Genomic DNA, 18,282 nt, shown 5'->3' with positions numbered 1-18,282 from the left:
TATTACTCAGCAAAATTACTGCGCCGGTAGCAATACCCGGTCAATCACGTGAATGACACCGTTGGTTGCCATGACGTTGGCCCGTGTTACATTAGCCGCTGTCCCGTTGTTGCCTGCGCCAAGAATGGATACGGTATTGGCCCCGACATTAACCGTTACCGTACCTGATTGCAGGGTCGTAACGGTGCCACTCGCCAGGTTTGTTGCGAATACACGGCCCGGCACGGCATGATAGGTCAGAATCGTTGTCAGTTGGGCCGGCGTTGCCTGCTGAATGGCAGCAGCATCCAGACCCGCCGCCAGAAAAGCTGCATTGGTTGGGGCGAATACCGTTACCGCTGCGGTTGAGCTGCTCAGGGCGGTTAATAAAGCGGTACCGGCCCGTGTGGCCGCCGCCGCCAGCAGACTGAAGTTTTGCGGCTGACTCGTAATCACCTGTACCAGATTGCCGGTTGGCGGCATCAATACTTTATCAATCACATGAACGACACCGTTAGAGGCCATTACATCGGCCTGCGTTACGCGGGCACCGTTGACGGACACACCGGAGTTGTCTTTTGTTACATACAACGTACCATTATTAGTAAGTAATGAGTTGACTGCTGCATTATTACCAAAATTAATCGCCGACGATTCTACCTTTGATCCCACAACGTGATATTGCAGGATATTCCGGAGCGTGGTATCGGCCACGGCATTGATCGCCGCTGCATCCGCAAAACCCGCCGCCTGAAACGCCGCATCGGTTGGCGCAAACACGGTCAGGCTACCCGATTGAAGCGCCGTGCCCAGTCCGGCGCGCTGAACGGCGGCCCGCAGAATGGTAAAATCTGAATTGGTGTTGACAATGTCGGTGATGGACTGCGACGTCATGGCTGGCTCGTCATCTTTCGAACAACTTACTGTCGCAAAAGCAATAGCACTCAGTAGGGCCCATGCAAAGGCACGGAATCGATACAGGCTTTTTGTAGTTTTCATTAAATTAATCCGTAAAACGTTGAACAATTTATTCACTCTCCGGATACTTGCCGGAATGTTCGTTTCAACGGAGTGTTCATTTTTTTTGTTTACACTTTTTTCATTAATACCTATAAAAATTTTATTACCCTTTGTGAATGAAGCACTTATCTGATCTGGTTTTATTGGGTGATCCCCGCTTATATGAAGTCTGCGCTCCGGTTACCGAAGCTGAATTACCGGCAGTCGCCCAAATGGTGGCCGACCTGCATCAGGTACTTATGGAGTTCCGGGACGTGTATAAGGCCGGACGGGCCATTGCGGCTCCGCAGCTGGGGTACATGAAGCGGGTTGTTTACATGCACATCGACAAACCCGTCGTGTTCATCAACCCTGTCTTTTCGGACGAAAGCGCAGACGTCTTCGAGCTTTGGGACGACTGCATGAGTTTTCCCAACCTGCTGGTCAGGGTGCGGCGGCACCGGAGCGTTACGATTAACTACATGGATGAACACTGGCAACCGCAGTCGTGGACGCTCACCGACGACCTCTCGGAGCTGCTGCAACATGAAGTCGATCACCTCGACGGTATTCTGTGTACCATGCGGGCTATCGATGAAAAATCCTTTATGTGGCGGCCAACCCCCGCACCGGTTTAGGCACTGAAGCCGATTTTTACGTGGGTACCGTCGCAGTAAGGCTTGTTGGCGCTGCCCCCACACCGGCAGAACGCCGTGACTTCCGTACAACGGGTTTCGGTGCCATCGGTATTTTTAACCAGCACATTGCCATACACCAGCAACGGCCCGTTGGCCAGTGGTTCAATGATGTTTTCTACCGTGACTTCCGGTTCAGCCGCTTCGGGCTGACCGGTTTCGTTGCGGTAATAGGTCAGGGCTTTCGACGGACAACGGTCTACCTGCTCAATGATCCGGTTGGTGGTACTGCCATCCATGTGCACCCACGGCCGGTCTTTCGGGTTAAATACGGTCCGGAGCTCCGTCCAGCAGTGTTTTGAGTGAATGCAGGTTGCCGGTTTCCAGACCACTGTAATCTCCCCGTTAGTATACTCCTTTACGATCTCAGGTTGCTGCTCGTTCATAACGTCCCGTCTGTTAGCTTTGTAAACACCGGCTCAGGCGGGTAAACTGTAAAAAAATACCCCACTGGTGGCCAGTGGGGTAAACTTAAGAGAATCTTTCGTAACGTGCAATTCAGGCATCCACACTGACACGTTCTACGACGGCGTCCCACAACGTTACCCGTTTTTCCAGGGCCTTAATCGTCCATTCGGCGGCTTCCTGCCATTTTATCTCGTCATGGCCGCAGAGTTCCTCCACCATCTGCATGGCCAGATGGCTGTGATGGTCACCGTCGAGTTCGATATGACGTTCGAGGTAAAAACGGAACGTACCAAGCATAGCCTGATGCGTCTCGTCGAGCTGCCGCACGATTTCAATAAACATCGCCGGAATCAGGTCTTCACGGCCAAACGTAAAGGCGGCGGCAATAACATGCGGTTTGCCGGTCGCAATGATCTCAAAGGTAAACAGCACAAAGTCGCGGACGCCTTCCGGTAAGTGCTGCAAGGCCAACGCCTCCTGCACTGTTTTGCCGGACTGAATATCCGCCAGCAGTTGCCGGATCGGCCCGGTGTCAGCATCCATCTGCTGCATGGCCTCCAGATATAGTTCGTAGTGGCTCATCCGCCGTGGCTCCCCGCCCGCTAATGCCGGCGCTTCATCACTCTCCTCGCCCGCCACAATTTCATTAATCAGATACCGTACCTGTCCCGACCCGACCGGTACCCATGGAACAGACACGCACGTCAGTTTTGCCTGTAATGCCTTGAGCAGCGACATAAAATCCCAGACCGCAAAGGCATGGTATCTGGCAAACTCCCGTAATCCGTCCAGATCGTGTACGGCCGAATAAACAGGGTGATGTATCAGTTTCTCCCGTACGGGAGCCAGCGAATCAACTAGCTTCTTCAAATTATTCATACAAAAACGTGGGTTTTACTCACCCTTGATCTACGGTTTGTGCAGGAAAAAAGTTTTAAACCCGGGAAAGTAATTCTGTTCTTTCGCCATCCTGCACGTAGCCTGAAGACGATTACCAGGCTAAATCATGACTTGTTATCAAACCTGTCGTCTCTACGGGAATATGACCTCAGAGACGATAAAACCCATGCGCCACCCGTTGGCCGCTGCCGGCCTGCTGCTACTTTCTGTCTGGACGTTCAATGCCTGTCAACCGGAGACAATGGCTGACGATCCGGCCGATGCCGCCTACTTCCCGCTGGAAACCGGCCGCTTTACCGATTACCTTGTTACCGAAGAACGGTACTCGCTCAGTCAGCCCCCACAAAGCATCACGTATCAGCTCAGGGAACTCACCGGTCAGCCTTTTCTGAATGCAACCGGCGACGTCGCTTACCGGCTGCATCGTTACCGGCGGACAAGCCCACCGGCCGTCTGGCAACCCGACTCACTCCGGGCGGCTTACCGGACGCCGGTAAAAGCGTACAGAATTGAAAGCAGTGTAACCAAATGTGTGCTGTCATTTCCTATCTTTGAGGGGCAACGGTGGCCGGCAATCGTTACGTATCCTGAGTACAATACCGCTTTTTTGCGCAACATTCGTGAGCCATTCAGCGTATTAGGGAAAACATACCCGCAAACGATAACCGTGGTAGAAGCCGATGATTCGACACTGGTCGGGCAGCACCGGCAACTGGCCGTTTACGCGCCCGGAATCGGGCTTATTTACCGGCAAAGCACACACCTGTCGTTTTGCGCCGAAACACCGGACTGCGCAGGCCAACACCAAATCGATTATGGTATCCGACAAACCTTTCAGCTTATCAATTATGGGAAAGAATAAATTACTGCTTTTTTGTTTGTGTCTGTTCAGTGTGGCGGCTTCAGCCCAGACCACCGTTTCCCGTAAGTACCTCGTTCTTTTAAAAGATAAAGCGAACAGTCCGTACGCCGTCAGCCGTCCGCAGGAATTTTTGTCGCAGCGGGCCATTGATCGCCGGACCCGGCAAGGCATCGCTGTCGTCGAACGGGATCTGCCCGTCAACCCGTCGTATGTAGCCCAGCTTAAACAGGCAGGTGCTACAGTCCGGTACACATCCCGCTGGATGAATGCCGCCCTGGTTGAGGCAACCGATGCCGTACTGACCAGGGTGCTTTCCCTGTCGTTTGTTAAAGGGCTTGAATTTAACCGGTCGCTGGCCGGGGCCCAACCGCTCACAGCCGACCCAAATGCGCGGATGGCGGTAACGAGTACGGTCCAGCAGCGGAAAATGGGCACAGCCGGTAATGCCCTGGCCTATGGCCTGTCGCGAACCCAGCTGACTCAGATCGGTATCGATAAAATGCATGCGCAGGGTTACCGGGGCGAAGGCATGCTGATTGCCCTGCTCGATGCCGGTTTCCGGAATGCCAACCGCGTACCGTTTCTGACGAAACTCTTCAGCGATAACCGCGTGGTGGCGACGAAGGATTTTGTCGAAAATGAGCTGAATGTCTATGATGATGATGCCCACGGCCTGAACGTGCTCTCTATTTTAGCCGCGACCTCAGACAGTCTGCTGTATGGAGCCGCATTCAACGCCTCGTATGTCCTGATCGAAACGGAGGACGTACGGTATGAAACACAAATTGAAGAAGCGAACTGGCTGCTTGGTGCCGAATTTGCCGACAGTACCGGTGCGGATGTCCTGAGTTCTTCGCTGGGCTATACACAGTTTGATGATTACTCCACCAGCTACACCTATGCGCAGCTGAACGGTAAAACAGCCCTGTCGACCCGCGCGGCACAGATTGCGTCGGAAACCGGAATGGTCATTGTGGTATCTGCCGGTAATGAGGGGAACGATCCCTGGCGGTATATCAGCGCCCCCTCGGATGCCGCCGGTGTGCTGGCGATTGGGGCAGTAGATGCCTATGGCGTGCGGGCGGCCTTCAGTTCCTTTGGCCCGTCTGCTGACGGACGGGTAAAGCCTGATGTGGCTGCATTCGGGCTCGGCACCATTATCGGCCTGCCCACGGGCGTTATCGGGGCCGGCTCAGGTACCTCCTATTCCGGCCCGCTGGTTGCCGGACTCGTAGCCGGTTTCTGGCAGGCCAACCCAACGCTCAAAGCTACCGATGTCGTACGGCTTATCCGCGAGTCAGGCTCCCGGTATACCACCCCCGATGCCTCGCTCGGCTACGGCATCCCGAACTTCAGCCGGGCCACTTTGCTGGCCTTGCCGGTCGACCGGTTTACGATTGCTCCGAATCCGGTAGGCAGTGATGGAACGATCACCATTTTATGGCCCAACCCCGCCAAAAACGCTACCATTGACCTGACCTTAACCGATGCGGCCGGCCGCGCTGTCTGGCGTTCACAGGCCAAACCCGACAGCCGTATGACCCTTACCCTGCCCCAGCAGGTGATGGGCCTGCCAACCGGTATCTACTACCTGTCGCTGCTCGACGGTGATCAGAAGCAAACGTTGCGGCTGCTGAAACCCTAAGCGTTACTCTTTGATTACCAGATCGTATTTAACCAGCAGGCCGGGCAGATTGTAAAGCGAGAAGCGGGCTTTTTTCAGTTTGTTATCATCGGGATCCAGACGCAGGTTATAGGATGTAGAGAAGTCAGCCTGCGTCAGGTTATTTTCCGCGAATTTTGCCAGTTCGAGGTTGCAGGTTTTAAAAACAGCACCGGTCAGATCGCATTGCAGGAAATGCGCCTCTTTGAGGGAGCATTCGTCAAAACGGGCTTTTTTCATGTTCCGGCCCAGAAAGACCGTGTAGTCAAGCTGACATTCCGCAAAGCTGACATGAAAGCCAAATGCGTTGCATTTCCCGAAATCGACATGGTTCAGGGTAGATGCAACAAAGACCACATCCAGCAGTTTGGTCTGCTTCATCTCCACCTTATTCAGGTTGCATGCGTCAAAACGGCAATTGACGAAATTGGCCCCGGAGAGATTACATCCGGTCAGATCAAGTTTGCGGAACGTGCACTGCTCAAAGTCATGCCCCGCCAGAAAGACAGGCAGGTCATCTGTATTTTCAAAAAACTGCTGGTAATATTCCATAAGGCCGGAAGAGATGTTCAGGCCGTGAAGTTAGATAAATCCCCGTCAGGGTAGTCTTCCGGTTTCCGGATTTCTAACCGGTAACCAATGCCATGCACCGCCGCAATCCGAAGCGTCGGGTCGCCCTGCAACAGCTTACGCAGCCGTGAAACAAAGACATCAATGCTCCGGCCAACAACGACTCCTTCATCCTGCCAGACCGCTTTCAGAATCAGTTCACGGTCGAGAACCTGCTGCGGATGAGCAACAAACAGCCGCAGCAGTTTGGCCTCGCGGTAGGTCAGCTCATATTGGTTATCGCCAGCCACCAGAATCGGATTCTGCACGTGCAAACGCGATTCGCCGAATAACTGCCATTGCGGTTCTTCCGGCGCGGCACTCTTTTTGGGCTCCGTTTCCGGCAATGTGTTAGTCAGGGGCTCTACCGGCTTCTTACGGGCATAGACCACCAGAACCAATGCCACCACTACACCGGCTAATCCAACCAGAACCCCATTATTTGAGGGGGTATCGGGAGCGTCAACAGGCCTGAACCGTACCTGAACAACATAGCATCCTGCCTCCTGCGAACGGCCTCCGCACGGAACCGCTGCATCCGGGTCCAGATCGCGGATCGAATAGCCCAGCTGTAATTCACCCAGCTTGCAGTCGAATACGGCCACGTCGTAATCTGACGTAATGTTATGCTGTTTCAGGGATTCAGACAGGATGGCGGGTAGCTTATCGTAGTTAAAATTGCGGATCATCCGCAGCTGAAACGTTTCCTTATCCAGCTGCTTTACCGCTTCAATGCGGGTGGTCTTATCGCCGGCCATTGTCAGCAGTTGGTGGGCTGTCCGGCGCATAGCCAGATTCACCTGTTGGGCAAAAGCCTGTTGCTCCGTTACCGGCATGCTGATCCCGGAACCGGAAAACTGGACAAACAGCCCGCCGATGATGAAGATTACGATGATTAGCAGCGTATTCCTGTATGTGCTGAATATGGATATACTCATACGAACAAAACCTTCCCGAACCGGAATTCCGGTTCGGGAAGGTACGAAGAATTGATGACTTTAACAGCCATCGCCGCGTACGCCACGGAACAGCAACCAGGAAAACATACGCAGGGTAATGACCTGCCGGTTGATGCGGTCGTTACGATACAACGGATCGATGACCAGCTCATCGCCCGGGAGCGCCTTCGACAAAATCTGATGAATCGGGACGTTCCGGTATTCGGTTTTGTCGCTCATGCCACCTTCGGTAATTACGACACCTTTCCGGCGCAGATAAACACGGAACGGTACCTGTTTGCCCTTTTCGGAGCTTCCTCCCGGGTCAACAAGCGTCATGACGCCACGCGACAGCAGCGTAAAATTACTGTAGTCCAGCGGGTAGCCGTTCAGTTGAATCGGGTTATTGAAAAAGCTGGCAGACTGTGCCAGCGTGGCGGTAGATACAGCCAGACAAAGTGCGAGGGTAAAGACAGTCGTTTTCATTGTACCTGGATTTCGTTATGGGGTAAAGCGTAGGTTTCGTCGGTTGTGAGCAGGATAATGGCATCTCCTTTTTTGCAGCGGGCCAGTACTTTTTCAATCGCAATTTTTTTCATCGCCTCGCCCGAAAAGCTCAGCAGCGTTTTCGTATCCTTATCGCGGATCGCAATCCGGAAGGCAATCGGTTCGACAGCTTTGGCACCAGCGCGGCCCAGGTCCACGGTCTGCACGGATAAATCACCGGTCGCCTTCATGGTAACGGAGCATTTGCCGGATGGCGTGTATTCATTCACGATCATACCCGACCCCAGAAAGGCAGCCGCGCAATGCTGAAACCGGCTTGTGCCCGGATTACCGGTTAAACTGGCCAGATAATAAAGTACCAGGGATAAAAAGTACGTTGCTGTGTTCATGTTATTGTGTACGTTTTGTTCTGAAGCAAATGTATCTTACTGCCTGTTGAGTGGCGGAAAACAATTGTAAAAGTTTGTAAACAGACGCGTAAAACTTTCTAATCACCTCATTATATGCTCATTAACAAAACAAAATTAACCGCCATTATCGGAGACATCACTAAAATGCAGACAGATGCCATCGTTAATGCGGCTAATTCAAGCCTGCTCGGCGGGGGCGGTGTAGACGGGGCGATTCATCGGGCGGCAGGACCGGAACTACTGCACGAATGCCGGTTGCTGCATGGCTGCAAAACCGGAGAGGCCAAACTGACCAAAGGGTACCGGCTACCGGCGTCATACGTTATCCATACGGTCGGTCCGGTGTGGCGGGGTGGTCATCACGACGAGCCGAAGTTACTGGGTAGTTGCTATACCCGATCCCTGGCCGTTGCGTCGGAAAAAGCGCTGGAGACGATTGCTTTTCCCGGTATCAGTACGGGCATCTACGGTTACCCAAAAGAGAAAGCCTGCGATGTCGCGATTTCGACAGTCACAGGCTTTCTGCAGAATGACACTCCGCTGAAGGAGGTAATTTTTGTGTGTTTTGATGAAGAATCGTTCCGGCTTTATAATGACCGGATCAATCCGGAAACCATTGTTTAGTTTCCGCCGTCGGCCGGTACAGGCTCATTCTCCGTATTTTCCCGCTTTTTTTTGCGGCCGGCAAACTGTGTGGCCATGCTTGCTTTATAATTCCGGTTGATCTCACGGTCTGGCTTCACCTCAAAGGCAATCTGAGGCGTTGGCTGTTGGGTGATAACGGTAGCCGGCTTTTTATAATCGCCGTTCACGACCTGCCGTTCGTCGAAATCCGACGTCCGGACAGTCGGGCTTTGCTCCCATTTGCGGGCTACCTGCGCCTTGTTGGGGTGCTTATAATTGTGCGTCGAGTAAGTAACGTCCCGCTTCAGTTTTGCGTCCTGAGATAAGGCCGGCCCTGCTACGATCAGTCCCAAAATCAATGCGCACAACAGCCCCCGCCGCCGGGCAGACGACGCGTTGTTGATAACATGATTCATTTTTTCTATGGTTTTGTTGTACAGCGTGCAAAAGCACTTTTACACAATATTAACCATAAAAACACCTACTATGTTTATAGTTTTAGCTATTTTTCTTACGAATCATGCGTAAAATGGATTCTGAATCAGTGAAATCAGCCATTTCCCCGAATTTAACCCATTTAACATCATTGGTTTCGTCGGAGTCCTGAAAGGCTTCGTCAGGATCGGCTTCGAGCAGGAAACGGATATCATAATGCAGGTGTGCCGGCACTGCCCCTTTGGCCGGAATCGGGTGCACATCAATATCGAAAATGGCCGGTGACACCAGCCGGATTGACCGCAGCCCGGTTTCTTCGCCGGCTTCTTTCATCGCCACGGCCGCCACGTCCGGGTCACCGTCGCAGTGTCCGCCCGGCTGAAACCAGCGGTCCAGTTTCCGGTGATGGATCAACACCGCCTGGCTCCGGTCCGGCGACACAATCCAGGCCGAACCCGTCACATGTCCGGTCAGCAGCGACCGTTCGAAGCAATCAGGATGTTGTTCAACAAATGACAGGGTCTCCTGCCACATAGCCCGTTCATTTTCGTCAAACGGCTCATAATGACGCAGCAGCGTCAGTAATGGTTCGCGATGCATAGGTATTTAATCAGAAACCGGAGACTCCGTTAACAAGGCGTTAACAAAAACGAAATGGTCAAAAGTCTATCGGCTATATTTTTTTTGCCTAAAAAGCCGCAATTTCGCCTTCACATTTAACAATCCCTAAACAACCAACTCCAATGCGTAAAGTCATCCTGAATGCGGTTGCCCTGTGTCTTGTTGCACAATTGGCTACTGCTCAGATCCGTCTCCCTCAACCGAGCCCCGGCGCAACCATCATCCAGACCGTAGGTACTACTGATTTTACGGTAAAATATTCCCGTCCGAGCCTGAAAGGCCGCACCCCGTTTACCGGAACATTTGTTCCGGCCGGTAAAGTATGGCGCACAGGTGCCAACGGCGCCACAACTTTCCAGACAACAACGGATGTCGTGGTTGAAGGTCAGAAACTGGCTGCCGGTACTTATTCTATCATGTCGATTCCGAATGCCAGCGAATGGACCATCATCTTCAACAAAAACCTGAGCGTTACAGAAGACAGCTACAAACAGGAAGAAGATGTACTGCGGGTCAACGTGAAGCCAACAACCGGCAGCAATCACGAGACCTTTACCATCAGTTTCAGCGATCTGACCGACAGCACGGCTAACATGAATATCATGTTTGGTCCGGCCAAGGCAACCGCGAAAATGTACGTGGATGTGAATGCCAATGCGGCGGCGAATGTACTGAAAGCCGTTGCCGACAAACCGGAAGACGCGGCCGTATTACAGGCAGCAGCCAACTATAACCTGTCGAAAGGCACCCGCCTTGACCAGGCACTGGCATGGGCTGACAAATCAATCGGGCTGAAAGAAACCTACCGCAACCTGTGGATCAAGTCGCAGATTCTGGCGAAAATGGGAAAATTCACGGAGGCCCTGCCACTGGCGCAGAAAGCCCTGAGCATCGGCGAAAGCACCAACGACGGTGCGTTCCCGTTCTTTAAAGACGCCATTGCCAAGGCCGTGACTGACTACCAGTCTAAAATTCCTGTCCCAACGGCACTCAAAGGCAAGACAAAGAAAAAATAATTGATAGGTATAATGCGAAAACGCCCCGGCCAATGGTCGGGGCGTTTTTTATTCAGGAGCGGAACACCCGCTGAAGGATCCAGGCAAAGCCCATAACCAGCAGGCAGCCAATGGCATTGAGCCAGAGAAAGGCCGTCAGATCGATCAGGTAGCAGTAGACAACCAGGATTTCACCGATAATAGCCGCCCAGAACGTTGCCTTACCGCCGATGCTTTTCATGTAGAAGGCAACCACAAAGATGCCCAGAATGACCCCATAAAACAGGGACCCGAGAATATTCACCGCTTCAATCATGCTGCCGAAGCGATTGGCAAACTGGGCCACGATGATACAGAAAATTCCCCAGCCAACGGTGGCCCATTTAGACGCGTTGAGATAATGCCGGTCATCACCGCCGGTATGCATACGACGCTTATAAATATCGACAATCGACGTAGAAGCCAGCGAGTTATAGGCGGCGGCAATAGACCCCATCGAGGCACTGAAAATGACCGCAATCAGCAGCCCAATCAGGCCATGCGGCAGATAGTCGAGCACAAACCGCAGGAAAACATAGTTGACATCGCTGGTATCGGCGGCCGGATTGTTCTCCTTAATCAGATCAACGACGCTGGTTTTCACGGCTTTAATGGCCTCATCCGTCTCTTTCAGACCTTTTGTGGCCTCAGCCACGGCTTCTTCATTATCCCCGTCCATCGCGGTTTCCAGCATCACCACGTTTTTCTGCCGTTCTTTGGCCAGCAACTGGTGGCGGATCTCAAGTAGCTGGTACCGGGTAGCATACTGGCTGTTTTTCAGCTTTTCCGTCTCCTGCTTGTTAAAGAAAATGGGCGATTCGTGGAACTGGTAAAAACTGAAAACCAATACCCCGACCATCAGAATCAGAAACTGCATCGGTACTTTGAGCAGGCCATTCATCAACAGGCCTAACCGGCTTTGCCCCACCGAATGGCCCGTCAGATAACGTCCTACCTGCGACTGATCCGTTCCGAAATAAGACAGCTGCAGAAAAAAGCCTCCGATCAGCCCGGACCAGAGATTGTACCGGCTGTTGGGGTCAAATTTAAGGTCGATCAGGTTCATCCGTCCCGCTTTGCCTGCCACTTTCAGGGCATCGGTGAACCCGACACGCTCCGGAAGCAGATGTACGGTCATATAGCCCGCCAGCCCCATGGCCAGCGTTACGATCAGCATCTGCTGGATGTGGGTGTAGGAAATGGCTTTGGTGCCACCCGTCACCGTGTAGATCAGTACCAGCCCCCCCATAATCAGGTTCGTCCAATAGATGTTCCACCCTAAGATAGTTGACAGAATAATGGCCGGCGCATAGATAGAGAGTCCGGTAGACAAGCCGCGCTGAAGCAGAAAAAGCAGCGATGTCAGGATCCGGACGCGGCCGTCGAAACGTTCCTCAAGGTATTCGTAGGCTGTGAAGACCCGCAGCCGGTGAAAAATCGGCACGAAAGTAACCGACAGAACGACCATCGCCAGCGGCAATCCGAAATAAAACTGTACAAACCGCATTCCGTCGGCATAGCCCTGCCCGGGCGCCGACAAAAAGGTTACAGCGCTGGCCTGGGTGGCCATTACGGACAGGCAAACGTGGTACCACGGCAACGACTGTCCGGCCAGCAGGTAATCGTCCATGTTGCGGTTGCCGCGGCTACGGTATAACCCGTAAAAGATAATGCTGGCTAATGTTACGATCAGTATACCCCAATCCAGTCCGCTCATGAAAAACTAATCATTAAGTAGTAAAACAAAACGATTTCGACCACGAGCGCCCCGATAACGATGGCGTATAATTGTTTCCAGGAGCTGACGAAGGGAGGTAAATCAGGTATTTTTCCGTTCATAAAGGGCTAGTGTAGGCACATGGCCAGGTTGAGATGACGAAATTAGGTAAAATTTCAGGTATCAACTTCTATACCAACTACCCGCCGGCTGCTTTATTGCAGGTTATTTTGTTAACAGAAATGTTAATGCCCTATCTGCTATCGGGATTAGCCGGTCTCCTTTGAATTCGCCGATTTATATGATAGTTTGCAGGTAAACATATTGCCCTTTTATGGAAACACAACCCTTAGCATCACCCGAAAAAAAGATGTTTGATCTGACCGGTAAGGTGGCCGTCATTACGGGTGCCAGCAAAGGCATCGGCGAAGATATGGCCCGTACGTTTGCTCAGTTCGGCGCGAAAGTTGTCGTCAGCAGCCGCAAGCAGGATGCCTGCGACTCACTGGCGGCCGATATTGTTGCCCAAGGCGGTGACGCAACCGGTATGGCGGCCCACGTTGGCGACATGGATCAGTTGAAAGCACTGGTCGACAAAACCGTTTCGGTGTACGGCGGCATCGACATTCTGGTCAATAACGCGGCCACGAACCCGGTATTCGGCCCGTCGCTCGACTGCGACGGATCGGCTTTTGACAAAATTATGCAGGCCAATGTAAAGGCCCCGTTTGAGCTGAGCAAGCTGGTACATCCGATCATGAAACAGCGCGGGGGTGGCAGCATTATCATGATGAGCAGCATTGCCGGCCATACCCCTGATCCGGGTCTCGGCATGTACAGTGTCAGCAAGGCCTCGCTCAATATGCTGACCAAGGTTCTGGCCAAGGAATGGGGTCCCGACGGCATCCGGGTCAATGCGATCTGTCCGGGCCTGATCAAAACCAAATTTTCGCAGGCGCTCTGGCAGGACGACAAAATCCTGAACCATTTTACGAAGCGGCTGCCAATTGCCCGGATGGGCACCACTGACGAAATCAGCCCGCTGGCCCTGTTTCTGGCTTCTGAAGCGTCATCGTACTGCACCGGCAGTTTGTTCTACGCCGATGGCGGAACGGTGATTTAAAACAAACGCGTCAACCGGCGGATCTGCCGGTTGACGCGTTCACACAAAAGCAGGTATGCTGTCTCCGCAGCGACTTTATCTTTTCTGAGTCAGGTCAGCACCTGTTCCACATTAAGGTAAAGCAGGGCTCTTTTCCATCAACTGCCTTTCCGACAGTTATTTTATACGTTTGGCAATGGCCTCGAAGTTATAAACGGTGCCTTTCAGCATGTTTTCATCAACCTTGTTTAAATCGATGGCCAGTTCACCTGCCTGCGATGACTCAAAGTAAATGATCAGTTTATCCCCTTTCTCTTCCACTTTCGTAATTGGCCTTTTCTGTTTGGTAGTATCCGCCGGATCCGACAACTCGCCGGTCAATACACTGTTTTTACGCACCAGGTCCGTAACAAGCTTTACATCACCCATAGGGGTACCGGCCACAGAGATCTCCCATTTACCGGCGAAAAAGTCGGTCGGTGGCGTAGATGTTGTTTGTGCATAACCCAGCGTGGTAACCAGCATCATGAACAGGAATAAGGTAAGTTTTTTCATGGCAGCAAATGTTTACGCGTGAAACATGAATATGTATGATCAGCAAGCAAATATAAATGAGTTCTTTTTATTGTCTCAATTACAGACAATAAAAAAAGTAAAAAAAATTACGTCAATTATTCAATTGCATTACGCGGTATAGTCGTTTTGATGTACTGATCGGTAGCCATGGATGCTCTCTATCTCTCTGCGTATAATCCCTTGCCTACCGGGCAGGGCTGCGTAAAAATCCCCGTTTTTCAAATCCCGTACTTCTCCTGCCAACAAACTCCCTGATCTATAAGACCTTTGTGTTATCCAAACAACTACGCAAAATCAAAAGACAACGCACTAATGGAAGCACAATTCTGGGTCAAATCATGGGAATTAGAAGGGCAGTATACGAGTTTTCACCGGCGGGACATCCATCCTTATCTGTTACAGCATCTTCCGCCATCAACCTTAGCGGGCAAAACTGTCCTGATACCACTGTGTGGTAAAACGCTTGATCTGCTCTATTTCAGCCAATTTGCCAGAAAGGTTATCGGCGTAGAACTCGTAGAAAAAGCGGTACTACAGTTTTTTCAGGAAAATGACATTCCGTACCAGCGTTGCGGCAACCGGTTCAACTCCGGTAATCTGACCATTATCTGCGGTGATTTCTTTGCGCTGACCGCCGAAGACACGGGCAGCCTTGATCTGGTGTATGACCGTGCGTCGCTGGTTGCTCTTCCCCGACCAATGCGCTTGACATACCTGCAAAAGCTGGAAGAACTGACCCACCCTGGTACTACCTACTTCCTGAACACGCTGGAATATGCTCCGTCAATGGAAACGCCTCCCTTCAGCATCGATCCGACAGAAGTAAGCCGCTATTTTACTAATTATGCTATCCGGCACGTAGAAAGCCCGGTATTACCCAATCATGGAATGGTACGCAAGTATGGTTTATCGTTCCTGATTGAGCATGGCTTTGTAATGAAGAAGTTATATAATCTGGAACAGCAAACCTCGAATGCCTACAGTATGGCCGCTTCCGCTTTTTAACGAATTACGTTCTGATTTACCGACGATGAAGATGGACTTTTTCAAAAAAATATCTCTGCTGTTTCTGTTCCTGCTGAGCGCATTGCCAACGATGGGATAGCCAACAGGCATGACTATCAAGCATTGGCCTCCCGGAAAACCCCGGACTAACCGGATTTTTGGGGAGGTTTTCTTTATTGTACCGTCAGTGGGCACGCTGACGGCTATTTTTTTATCGCTCCGGATTAATCAGTTTTTCGTTCCGGTCTACAATACCAACCCCCTCCCCGGTTTCCTTTTGCGAATTGACCGTACTCCGGAATTCCGTAAATGCATCAAAATAAGTATTGCCATACACGCTTCGGTTTTCAAAACATGAGTCGTCAATGGCTTTTTCCAGTTGTAAACCAATTGTCAACAACAGTGCTCCGTACCGTAACCCGAACTGAACGATCCGGAATAAGTGTATCCAAATTATTTCTGCCAACATAAACGAGCCTTGTGATATGAATTTCTGAATGAATCTAGTACTCAGGCGTGAAACTGTCCTGATGTCAAGGGTGGACAAAGAGTGGACAATTTTAAAATTACAGATTATCAGTCACTTACCAGTTAAGTTACAAGACAATCTAAAGCCACATTATAAATCATTATCATACGGTCAACAATTAGATAACCGGCAGGAAAGTAATCCTGAGCTTTATTGACAGCTCCGGCTGCCAGACAGATAATATCCCGATTATCTGCTATACGGATACAATAAAAAAGGCGGTAATGAGAATTTCTCATTACCGCCTGATCTGACTGTCAGTGGTTATTACTGAACTGCAACAATCTTAAATTCCGTTCGTCGGTTTGCCTGGTGATCTGCTTCCGAGCATTCCACTCCGTCGCCGCAATCATTAACCAATTCACTTTCTCCGAAGCCCCGGGCCGTCAATCGCTTCGGACTAATGCCTTTCGATACAAGATAATCGAGCGCGGCCCTGGCACGGTTTTCCGACAGGCGCATGTTGTAGGAATCACTTGCCCGGGCATCGGTATGCGACCGCAGCTCAATTTTCATCGTCGGATACTCTTTCAGCAACCCAACAACATGATCCAGTTCGCGGGCGGCGTCCGGACGGATAAAGAATTTGTTCAGATCATAATAGATGTTTTTCAGCTCGTATACATCTCCTTCCCCGTAAAGGCCAAGCGTATCCGTTACAACCTGCGGATTTTTCGTTTTGCCTAACTGTTTGGTCCGGCTGGCATATTTATCTTTCTTCGTGCTGATTGAATACGGCGCCCCGGGTTTCATATCAAACTCGTAACCGCCATCCGGACCGGTTTCAATCGTACGTTCCGATTTATCTTTTTCATTACGCAGCGTAACTTTTACACCTGATGCCGGCTTATCGTCTACCTCACGTTTGACGACCCCTTTAACGATTGTATTCTCGCTGCGATCCAGATAAATCGAAATATTGATTACAGGTGCAGGTGACTGCGTTAATGTTGAGTAGCGGGCACTGTTCAGGGCATACCCTTCTTTCACCGCTTTAAACTCATATTCGGTATTGGCATCCAGACACATCTGTGTTGCCCCGCGGGTGTTGGTTACCAGCAAATCCTGGTTTACTCCGTTCCGGACGATCCGGACATCGGCTCCTTCCAGTGGCTGCTGCGTTTTCTTGTCATAAACAATCAGATTCAGCTGCTTACAGGACCGGCGGAAGCTGTAAATATCGTCGTCGCTGATTCCTTTCTTGCGGTTGCTGCTGAAAAAACCCGTTGTCCTGCTCTTGTCAGTAATCAGGCCAAAGTCATCTTTTTCTGAATTAATAGGTGCACCAAGATTTTCAACTCCTTTGTAGGCAACACCATCCTTTAACTCAGCAAAGAAAATATCCAGACCGCCCAGCCCTTCGTGCCCGTCAGAGGCAAAGTAGATATTACCGTTACCATCTGCATACGGAAACATCTCATTTCCTTCGGTATTAATATCCTTACCCATATTGACAGGGGTTCCCCACTCGCCGTTGTTATATTCTACGACGTAAATGTCCGTACCACCGTAACCGCCCGGCATATCAGAAACGAAATAGAGTTTGCTGTCATCCGGTGAAAATGCCGGGTGACCGACCGAGTATTCACTGCTATTAAACGGTACTTCCTTAGCAGTTGTCCACTTCCCGTTTTTCTCGTTTGAAATATAGAGTTTCAGTTTACGAACCCCATCGGAGCTTTTTCCTGATTTACCCTTACTCGCGTTGTTGCGTGTAAATACGATGGTTGTCTGATCCCGCGTGAAGGTCATCGGGCCTTCGTGGTATTTTGTATTCAGCGTCCGGCTGAAAAGTTCTGCCTTTGTAATGCCTTTATCCGGCGATACATTTACTTCAGCCGCTTGCTCGGCCGGTGCACTCCCGCCTACCTGCGCCGTGTTGGCTGCGCGGGCCATTTCCGGTGCCGGTGTACGAAGCTGGTTGGTGTCAGCATGGAAGTATAAATCAAGGAATGGCGTCTGATTCCAGTTAAAAACCCGTTTGATCGACCCTGACTCATCACGGGCTGACACAAACACTAACCCTCCTTTATAATACATCGGGCTGAAATCGGCCTGACGTGAGTTGACAGGCAGGCTGGAAAGCCGATAGGATGATGAGTCCTGATAAAACCGGTTCATATCCATGTACGAAACGGTAAAGCGGCGCCCCCGTAGGTCTTCGCCCTGCTTTTCGCCGTATTTGCTGTACATTTTCTGGGCATCACGGTATTTGCCGTTTGAGGCCAGTGCCTGTGCATAGTAAAGGTAAATCTCACTATCCAGGTCGCTGTTTTCTTTAACTAATTCGGCATATACACGCTCTGCATTCCGGCTATCCTGCAGTTTCCGGTATGAAAATCCGAGCTTGATCAGTGCTTCGCGGGTTTCGGCGGCATCTTTTTTCCGGTCTGCCCGCAAAAACTCCTCGTACATCCGCACTGCGCTGACATAGCTCATGTTTTCAAATTGTTTGTTAGCCGCTCGTAAACGTGTACTCTGAGCTTGCGCAGTGAAACACCAGAGGACCAGCCCGGCCAACAGCAGCGTTCGTACAAATCGATTCATGGTCTGAGAGAATACTGTTGAATTAATATATTATGGGCTACCGTGTTACTATCAAATTAAATGCCAAAAAAAAACATGGAGCAAAAAAAGAGTAATAATATTACTTAAGAGTCTGTAAATCA

Annotated in this window: 20 protein-coding genes; 7 read left to right on the top strand and 13 right to left on the bottom strand. The window is 51.1% G+C overall.

What is annotated here, in order from left to right; all coding sequences use genetic code 11:
* Positions 1-15: 15 nt before the first annotated feature.
* Positions 16-978: a fasciclin domain-containing protein gene (locus tag BLX24_RS19705; RefSeq protein WP_071504913.1), complete on the bottom strand. Its 963-nt coding sequence runs from the start codon at positions 976-978 to the stop codon at positions 16-18.
* A 137-nt stretch (positions 979-1,115) separates the two neighbouring features.
* On the opposite strand from BLX24_RS19705, the gene BLX24_RS19700 reads away from it, so the two are divergent.
* Positions 1,116-1,616, top strand: coding sequence for a peptide deformylase (locus tag BLX24_RS19700; protein ID WP_071504912.1), 501 nt, complete (start codon positions 1,116-1,118; stop codon positions 1,614-1,616).
* On the opposite strand, the gene BLX24_RS19695 is transcribed toward BLX24_RS19700, so the two are convergent.
* Both BLX24_RS19695 and BLX24_RS19690 read right to left on the bottom strand, forming a co-directional pair.
* Positions 1,613-2,059 carry a (4Fe-4S)-binding protein gene (locus tag BLX24_RS19695; RefSeq protein WP_071504911.1) on the bottom strand — a complete coding sequence of 149 codons (447 nt, stop codon included), beginning with the start codon at positions 2,057-2,059 and terminating at the stop codon, positions 1,613-1,615. The two genes, BLX24_RS19700 and BLX24_RS19695, sit on opposite strands and share 4 nt — an antisense overlap.
* Positions 2,060-2,171: 112 nt before the next feature.
* A complete protein-coding gene (locus tag BLX24_RS19690; protein ID WP_071504910.1) occupies positions 2,172-2,960 on the bottom strand; it encodes a DUF3050 domain-containing protein in 789 nt (262 codons plus the stop codon).
* Between the two features lie 187 nt (positions 2,961-3,147).
* Between BLX24_RS19690 and BLX24_RS19685 the strand changes: the two genes are divergently transcribed.
* Both BLX24_RS19685 and BLX24_RS19680 read left to right on the top strand, forming a co-directional pair.
* Positions 3,148-3,843 (top strand): hypothetical protein, encoded by a 696-nt coding sequence (locus tag BLX24_RS19685; RefSeq protein ID WP_071504909.1) that lies wholly within the window; start codon positions 3,148-3,150, stop codon positions 3,841-3,843.
* Positions 3,830-5,488 carry a S8 family peptidase gene (locus BLX24_RS19680; protein WP_071504908.1) on the top strand — a complete coding sequence of 553 codons (1,659 nt, stop codon included), beginning with the start codon at positions 3,830-3,832 and terminating at the stop codon, positions 5,486-5,488. The genes BLX24_RS19685 and BLX24_RS19680 overlap by 14 nt, the downstream gene beginning before the upstream one ends.
* A 3-nt stretch (positions 5,489-5,491) precedes the next feature.
* Here the strand turns inward: BLX24_RS19680 and BLX24_RS19675 are convergent, their stop codons facing one another.
* From BLX24_RS19675 to BLX24_RS19660, 4 genes are read right to left on the bottom strand one after another with little or no spacing between them, the layout of a single operon-like run.
* Positions 5,492-6,058, bottom strand: coding sequence for a pentapeptide repeat-containing protein (locus BLX24_RS19675; protein ID WP_071504907.1), 567 nt, complete (start codon positions 6,056-6,058; stop codon positions 5,492-5,494).
* 17 nt (positions 6,059-6,075) lie between these two features.
* Entirely contained in the window at positions 6,076-7,053 is a 978-nt protein-coding gene (locus BLX24_RS19670; RefSeq protein ID WP_071504906.1) for a winged helix-turn-helix domain-containing protein, read from the bottom strand.
* Between the two features lie 60 nt (positions 7,054-7,113).
* Positions 7,114-7,539 (bottom strand): hypothetical protein, encoded by a 426-nt coding sequence (locus tag BLX24_RS19665; RefSeq protein ID WP_071504905.1) that lies wholly within the window; start codon positions 7,537-7,539, stop codon positions 7,114-7,116.
* The gene (locus BLX24_RS19660) at positions 7,536-7,949 is read right to left on the bottom strand and encodes a hypothetical protein (protein WP_071504904.1); all 414 of its coding nucleotides are present in this window, start codon (positions 7,947-7,949) and stop codon (positions 7,536-7,538) included. The genes BLX24_RS19665 and BLX24_RS19660 overlap by 4 nt, the downstream gene beginning before the upstream one ends.
* Before the next feature lie 114 nt (positions 7,950-8,063).
* Here BLX24_RS19660 and BLX24_RS19655 point away from each other — a divergent pair, with 114 nt between their 5' ends.
* Complete coding sequence (locus BLX24_RS19655) at positions 8,064-8,594, top strand: O-acetyl-ADP-ribose deacetylase (RefSeq protein WP_071504903.1); 531 nt, start codon at positions 8,064-8,066, stop codon at positions 8,592-8,594.
* On the opposite strand, the gene BLX24_RS19650 is transcribed toward BLX24_RS19655, so the two are convergent.
* A complete protein-coding gene (locus tag BLX24_RS19650; protein ID WP_071504902.1) occupies positions 8,591-9,010 on the bottom strand; it encodes a hypothetical protein in 420 nt (139 codons plus the stop codon). The genes BLX24_RS19655 and BLX24_RS19650 overlap by 4 nt on opposite strands.
* A gap of 82 nt (positions 9,011-9,092) precedes the next feature.
* Complete coding sequence (locus BLX24_RS19645) at positions 9,093-9,629, bottom strand: NUDIX hydrolase (RefSeq protein ID WP_071504901.1); 537 nt, start codon at positions 9,627-9,629, stop codon at positions 9,093-9,095.
* Between the two features lie 143 nt (positions 9,630-9,772).
* Here BLX24_RS19645 and BLX24_RS19640 point away from each other — a divergent pair, with 143 nt between their 5' ends.
* A complete protein-coding gene (locus BLX24_RS19640; protein WP_071504900.1) occupies positions 9,773-10,666 on the top strand; it encodes a DUF2911 domain-containing protein in 894 nt (297 codons plus the stop codon).
* 52 nt (positions 10,667-10,718) lie between these two features.
* Here BLX24_RS19640 and BLX24_RS19635 read toward each other — a convergent pair whose 3' ends face one another.
* On the bottom strand, positions 10,719-12,401 hold the full coding sequence (locus tag BLX24_RS19635) for a sodium:solute symporter family protein (RefSeq protein WP_071504899.1): 1,683 nt from the start codon (positions 12,399-12,401) through the stop codon (positions 10,719-10,721).
* A 334-nt stretch (positions 12,402-12,735) separates the two neighbouring features.
* On the opposite strand from BLX24_RS19635, the gene BLX24_RS19630 reads away from it, so the two are divergent.
* Positions 12,736-13,524: a glucose 1-dehydrogenase gene (locus tag BLX24_RS19630; RefSeq protein ID WP_071504898.1), complete on the top strand. Its 789-nt coding sequence runs from the start codon at positions 12,736-12,738 to the stop codon at positions 13,522-13,524.
* 156 nt (positions 13,525-13,680) lie between these two features.
* Here the strand turns inward: BLX24_RS19630 and BLX24_RS19625 are convergent, their stop codons facing one another.
* Positions 13,681-14,058 carry a hypothetical protein gene (locus BLX24_RS19625; protein ID WP_071504897.1) on the bottom strand — a complete coding sequence of 126 codons (378 nt, stop codon included), beginning with the start codon at positions 14,056-14,058 and terminating at the stop codon, positions 13,681-13,683.
* A 333-nt stretch (positions 14,059-14,391) separates the two neighbouring features.
* Here BLX24_RS19625 and BLX24_RS19620 point away from each other — a divergent pair, with 333 nt between their 5' ends.
* Positions 14,392-15,084 (top strand): class I SAM-dependent methyltransferase, encoded by a 693-nt coding sequence (locus tag BLX24_RS19620; RefSeq protein ID WP_071504896.1) that lies wholly within the window; start codon positions 14,392-14,394, stop codon positions 15,082-15,084.
* A 211-nt stretch (positions 15,085-15,295) separates the two neighbouring features.
* On the opposite strand, the gene BLX24_RS19615 is transcribed toward BLX24_RS19620, so the two are convergent.
* Together BLX24_RS19615 and BLX24_RS19610 are read right to left on the bottom strand one after the other, a co-directional pair.
* On the bottom strand, positions 15,296-15,553 hold the full coding sequence (locus BLX24_RS19615; RefSeq protein WP_071504895.1) for a hypothetical protein: 258 nt from the start codon (positions 15,551-15,553) through the stop codon (positions 15,296-15,298).
* Between the two features lie 327 nt (positions 15,554-15,880).
* The gene (locus BLX24_RS19610) at positions 15,881-18,160 is read right to left on the bottom strand and encodes an OmpA family protein (RefSeq protein WP_071504894.1); all 2,280 of its coding nucleotides are present in this window, start codon (positions 18,158-18,160) and stop codon (positions 15,881-15,883) included.
* Positions 18,161-18,282 lie beyond the last annotated feature (122 nt).

It is taken from the genome of Arsenicibacter rosenii (genome assembly GCF_001870735.1).
Taxonomy (GTDB): domain Bacteria; phylum Bacteroidota; class Bacteroidia; order Cytophagales; family Spirosomataceae; genus Arsenicibacter; species Arsenicibacter rosenii.
Note: the sequence above shows the minus strand (reverse complement) of the source record. Positions and strands in the feature narration are given on the sequence as shown.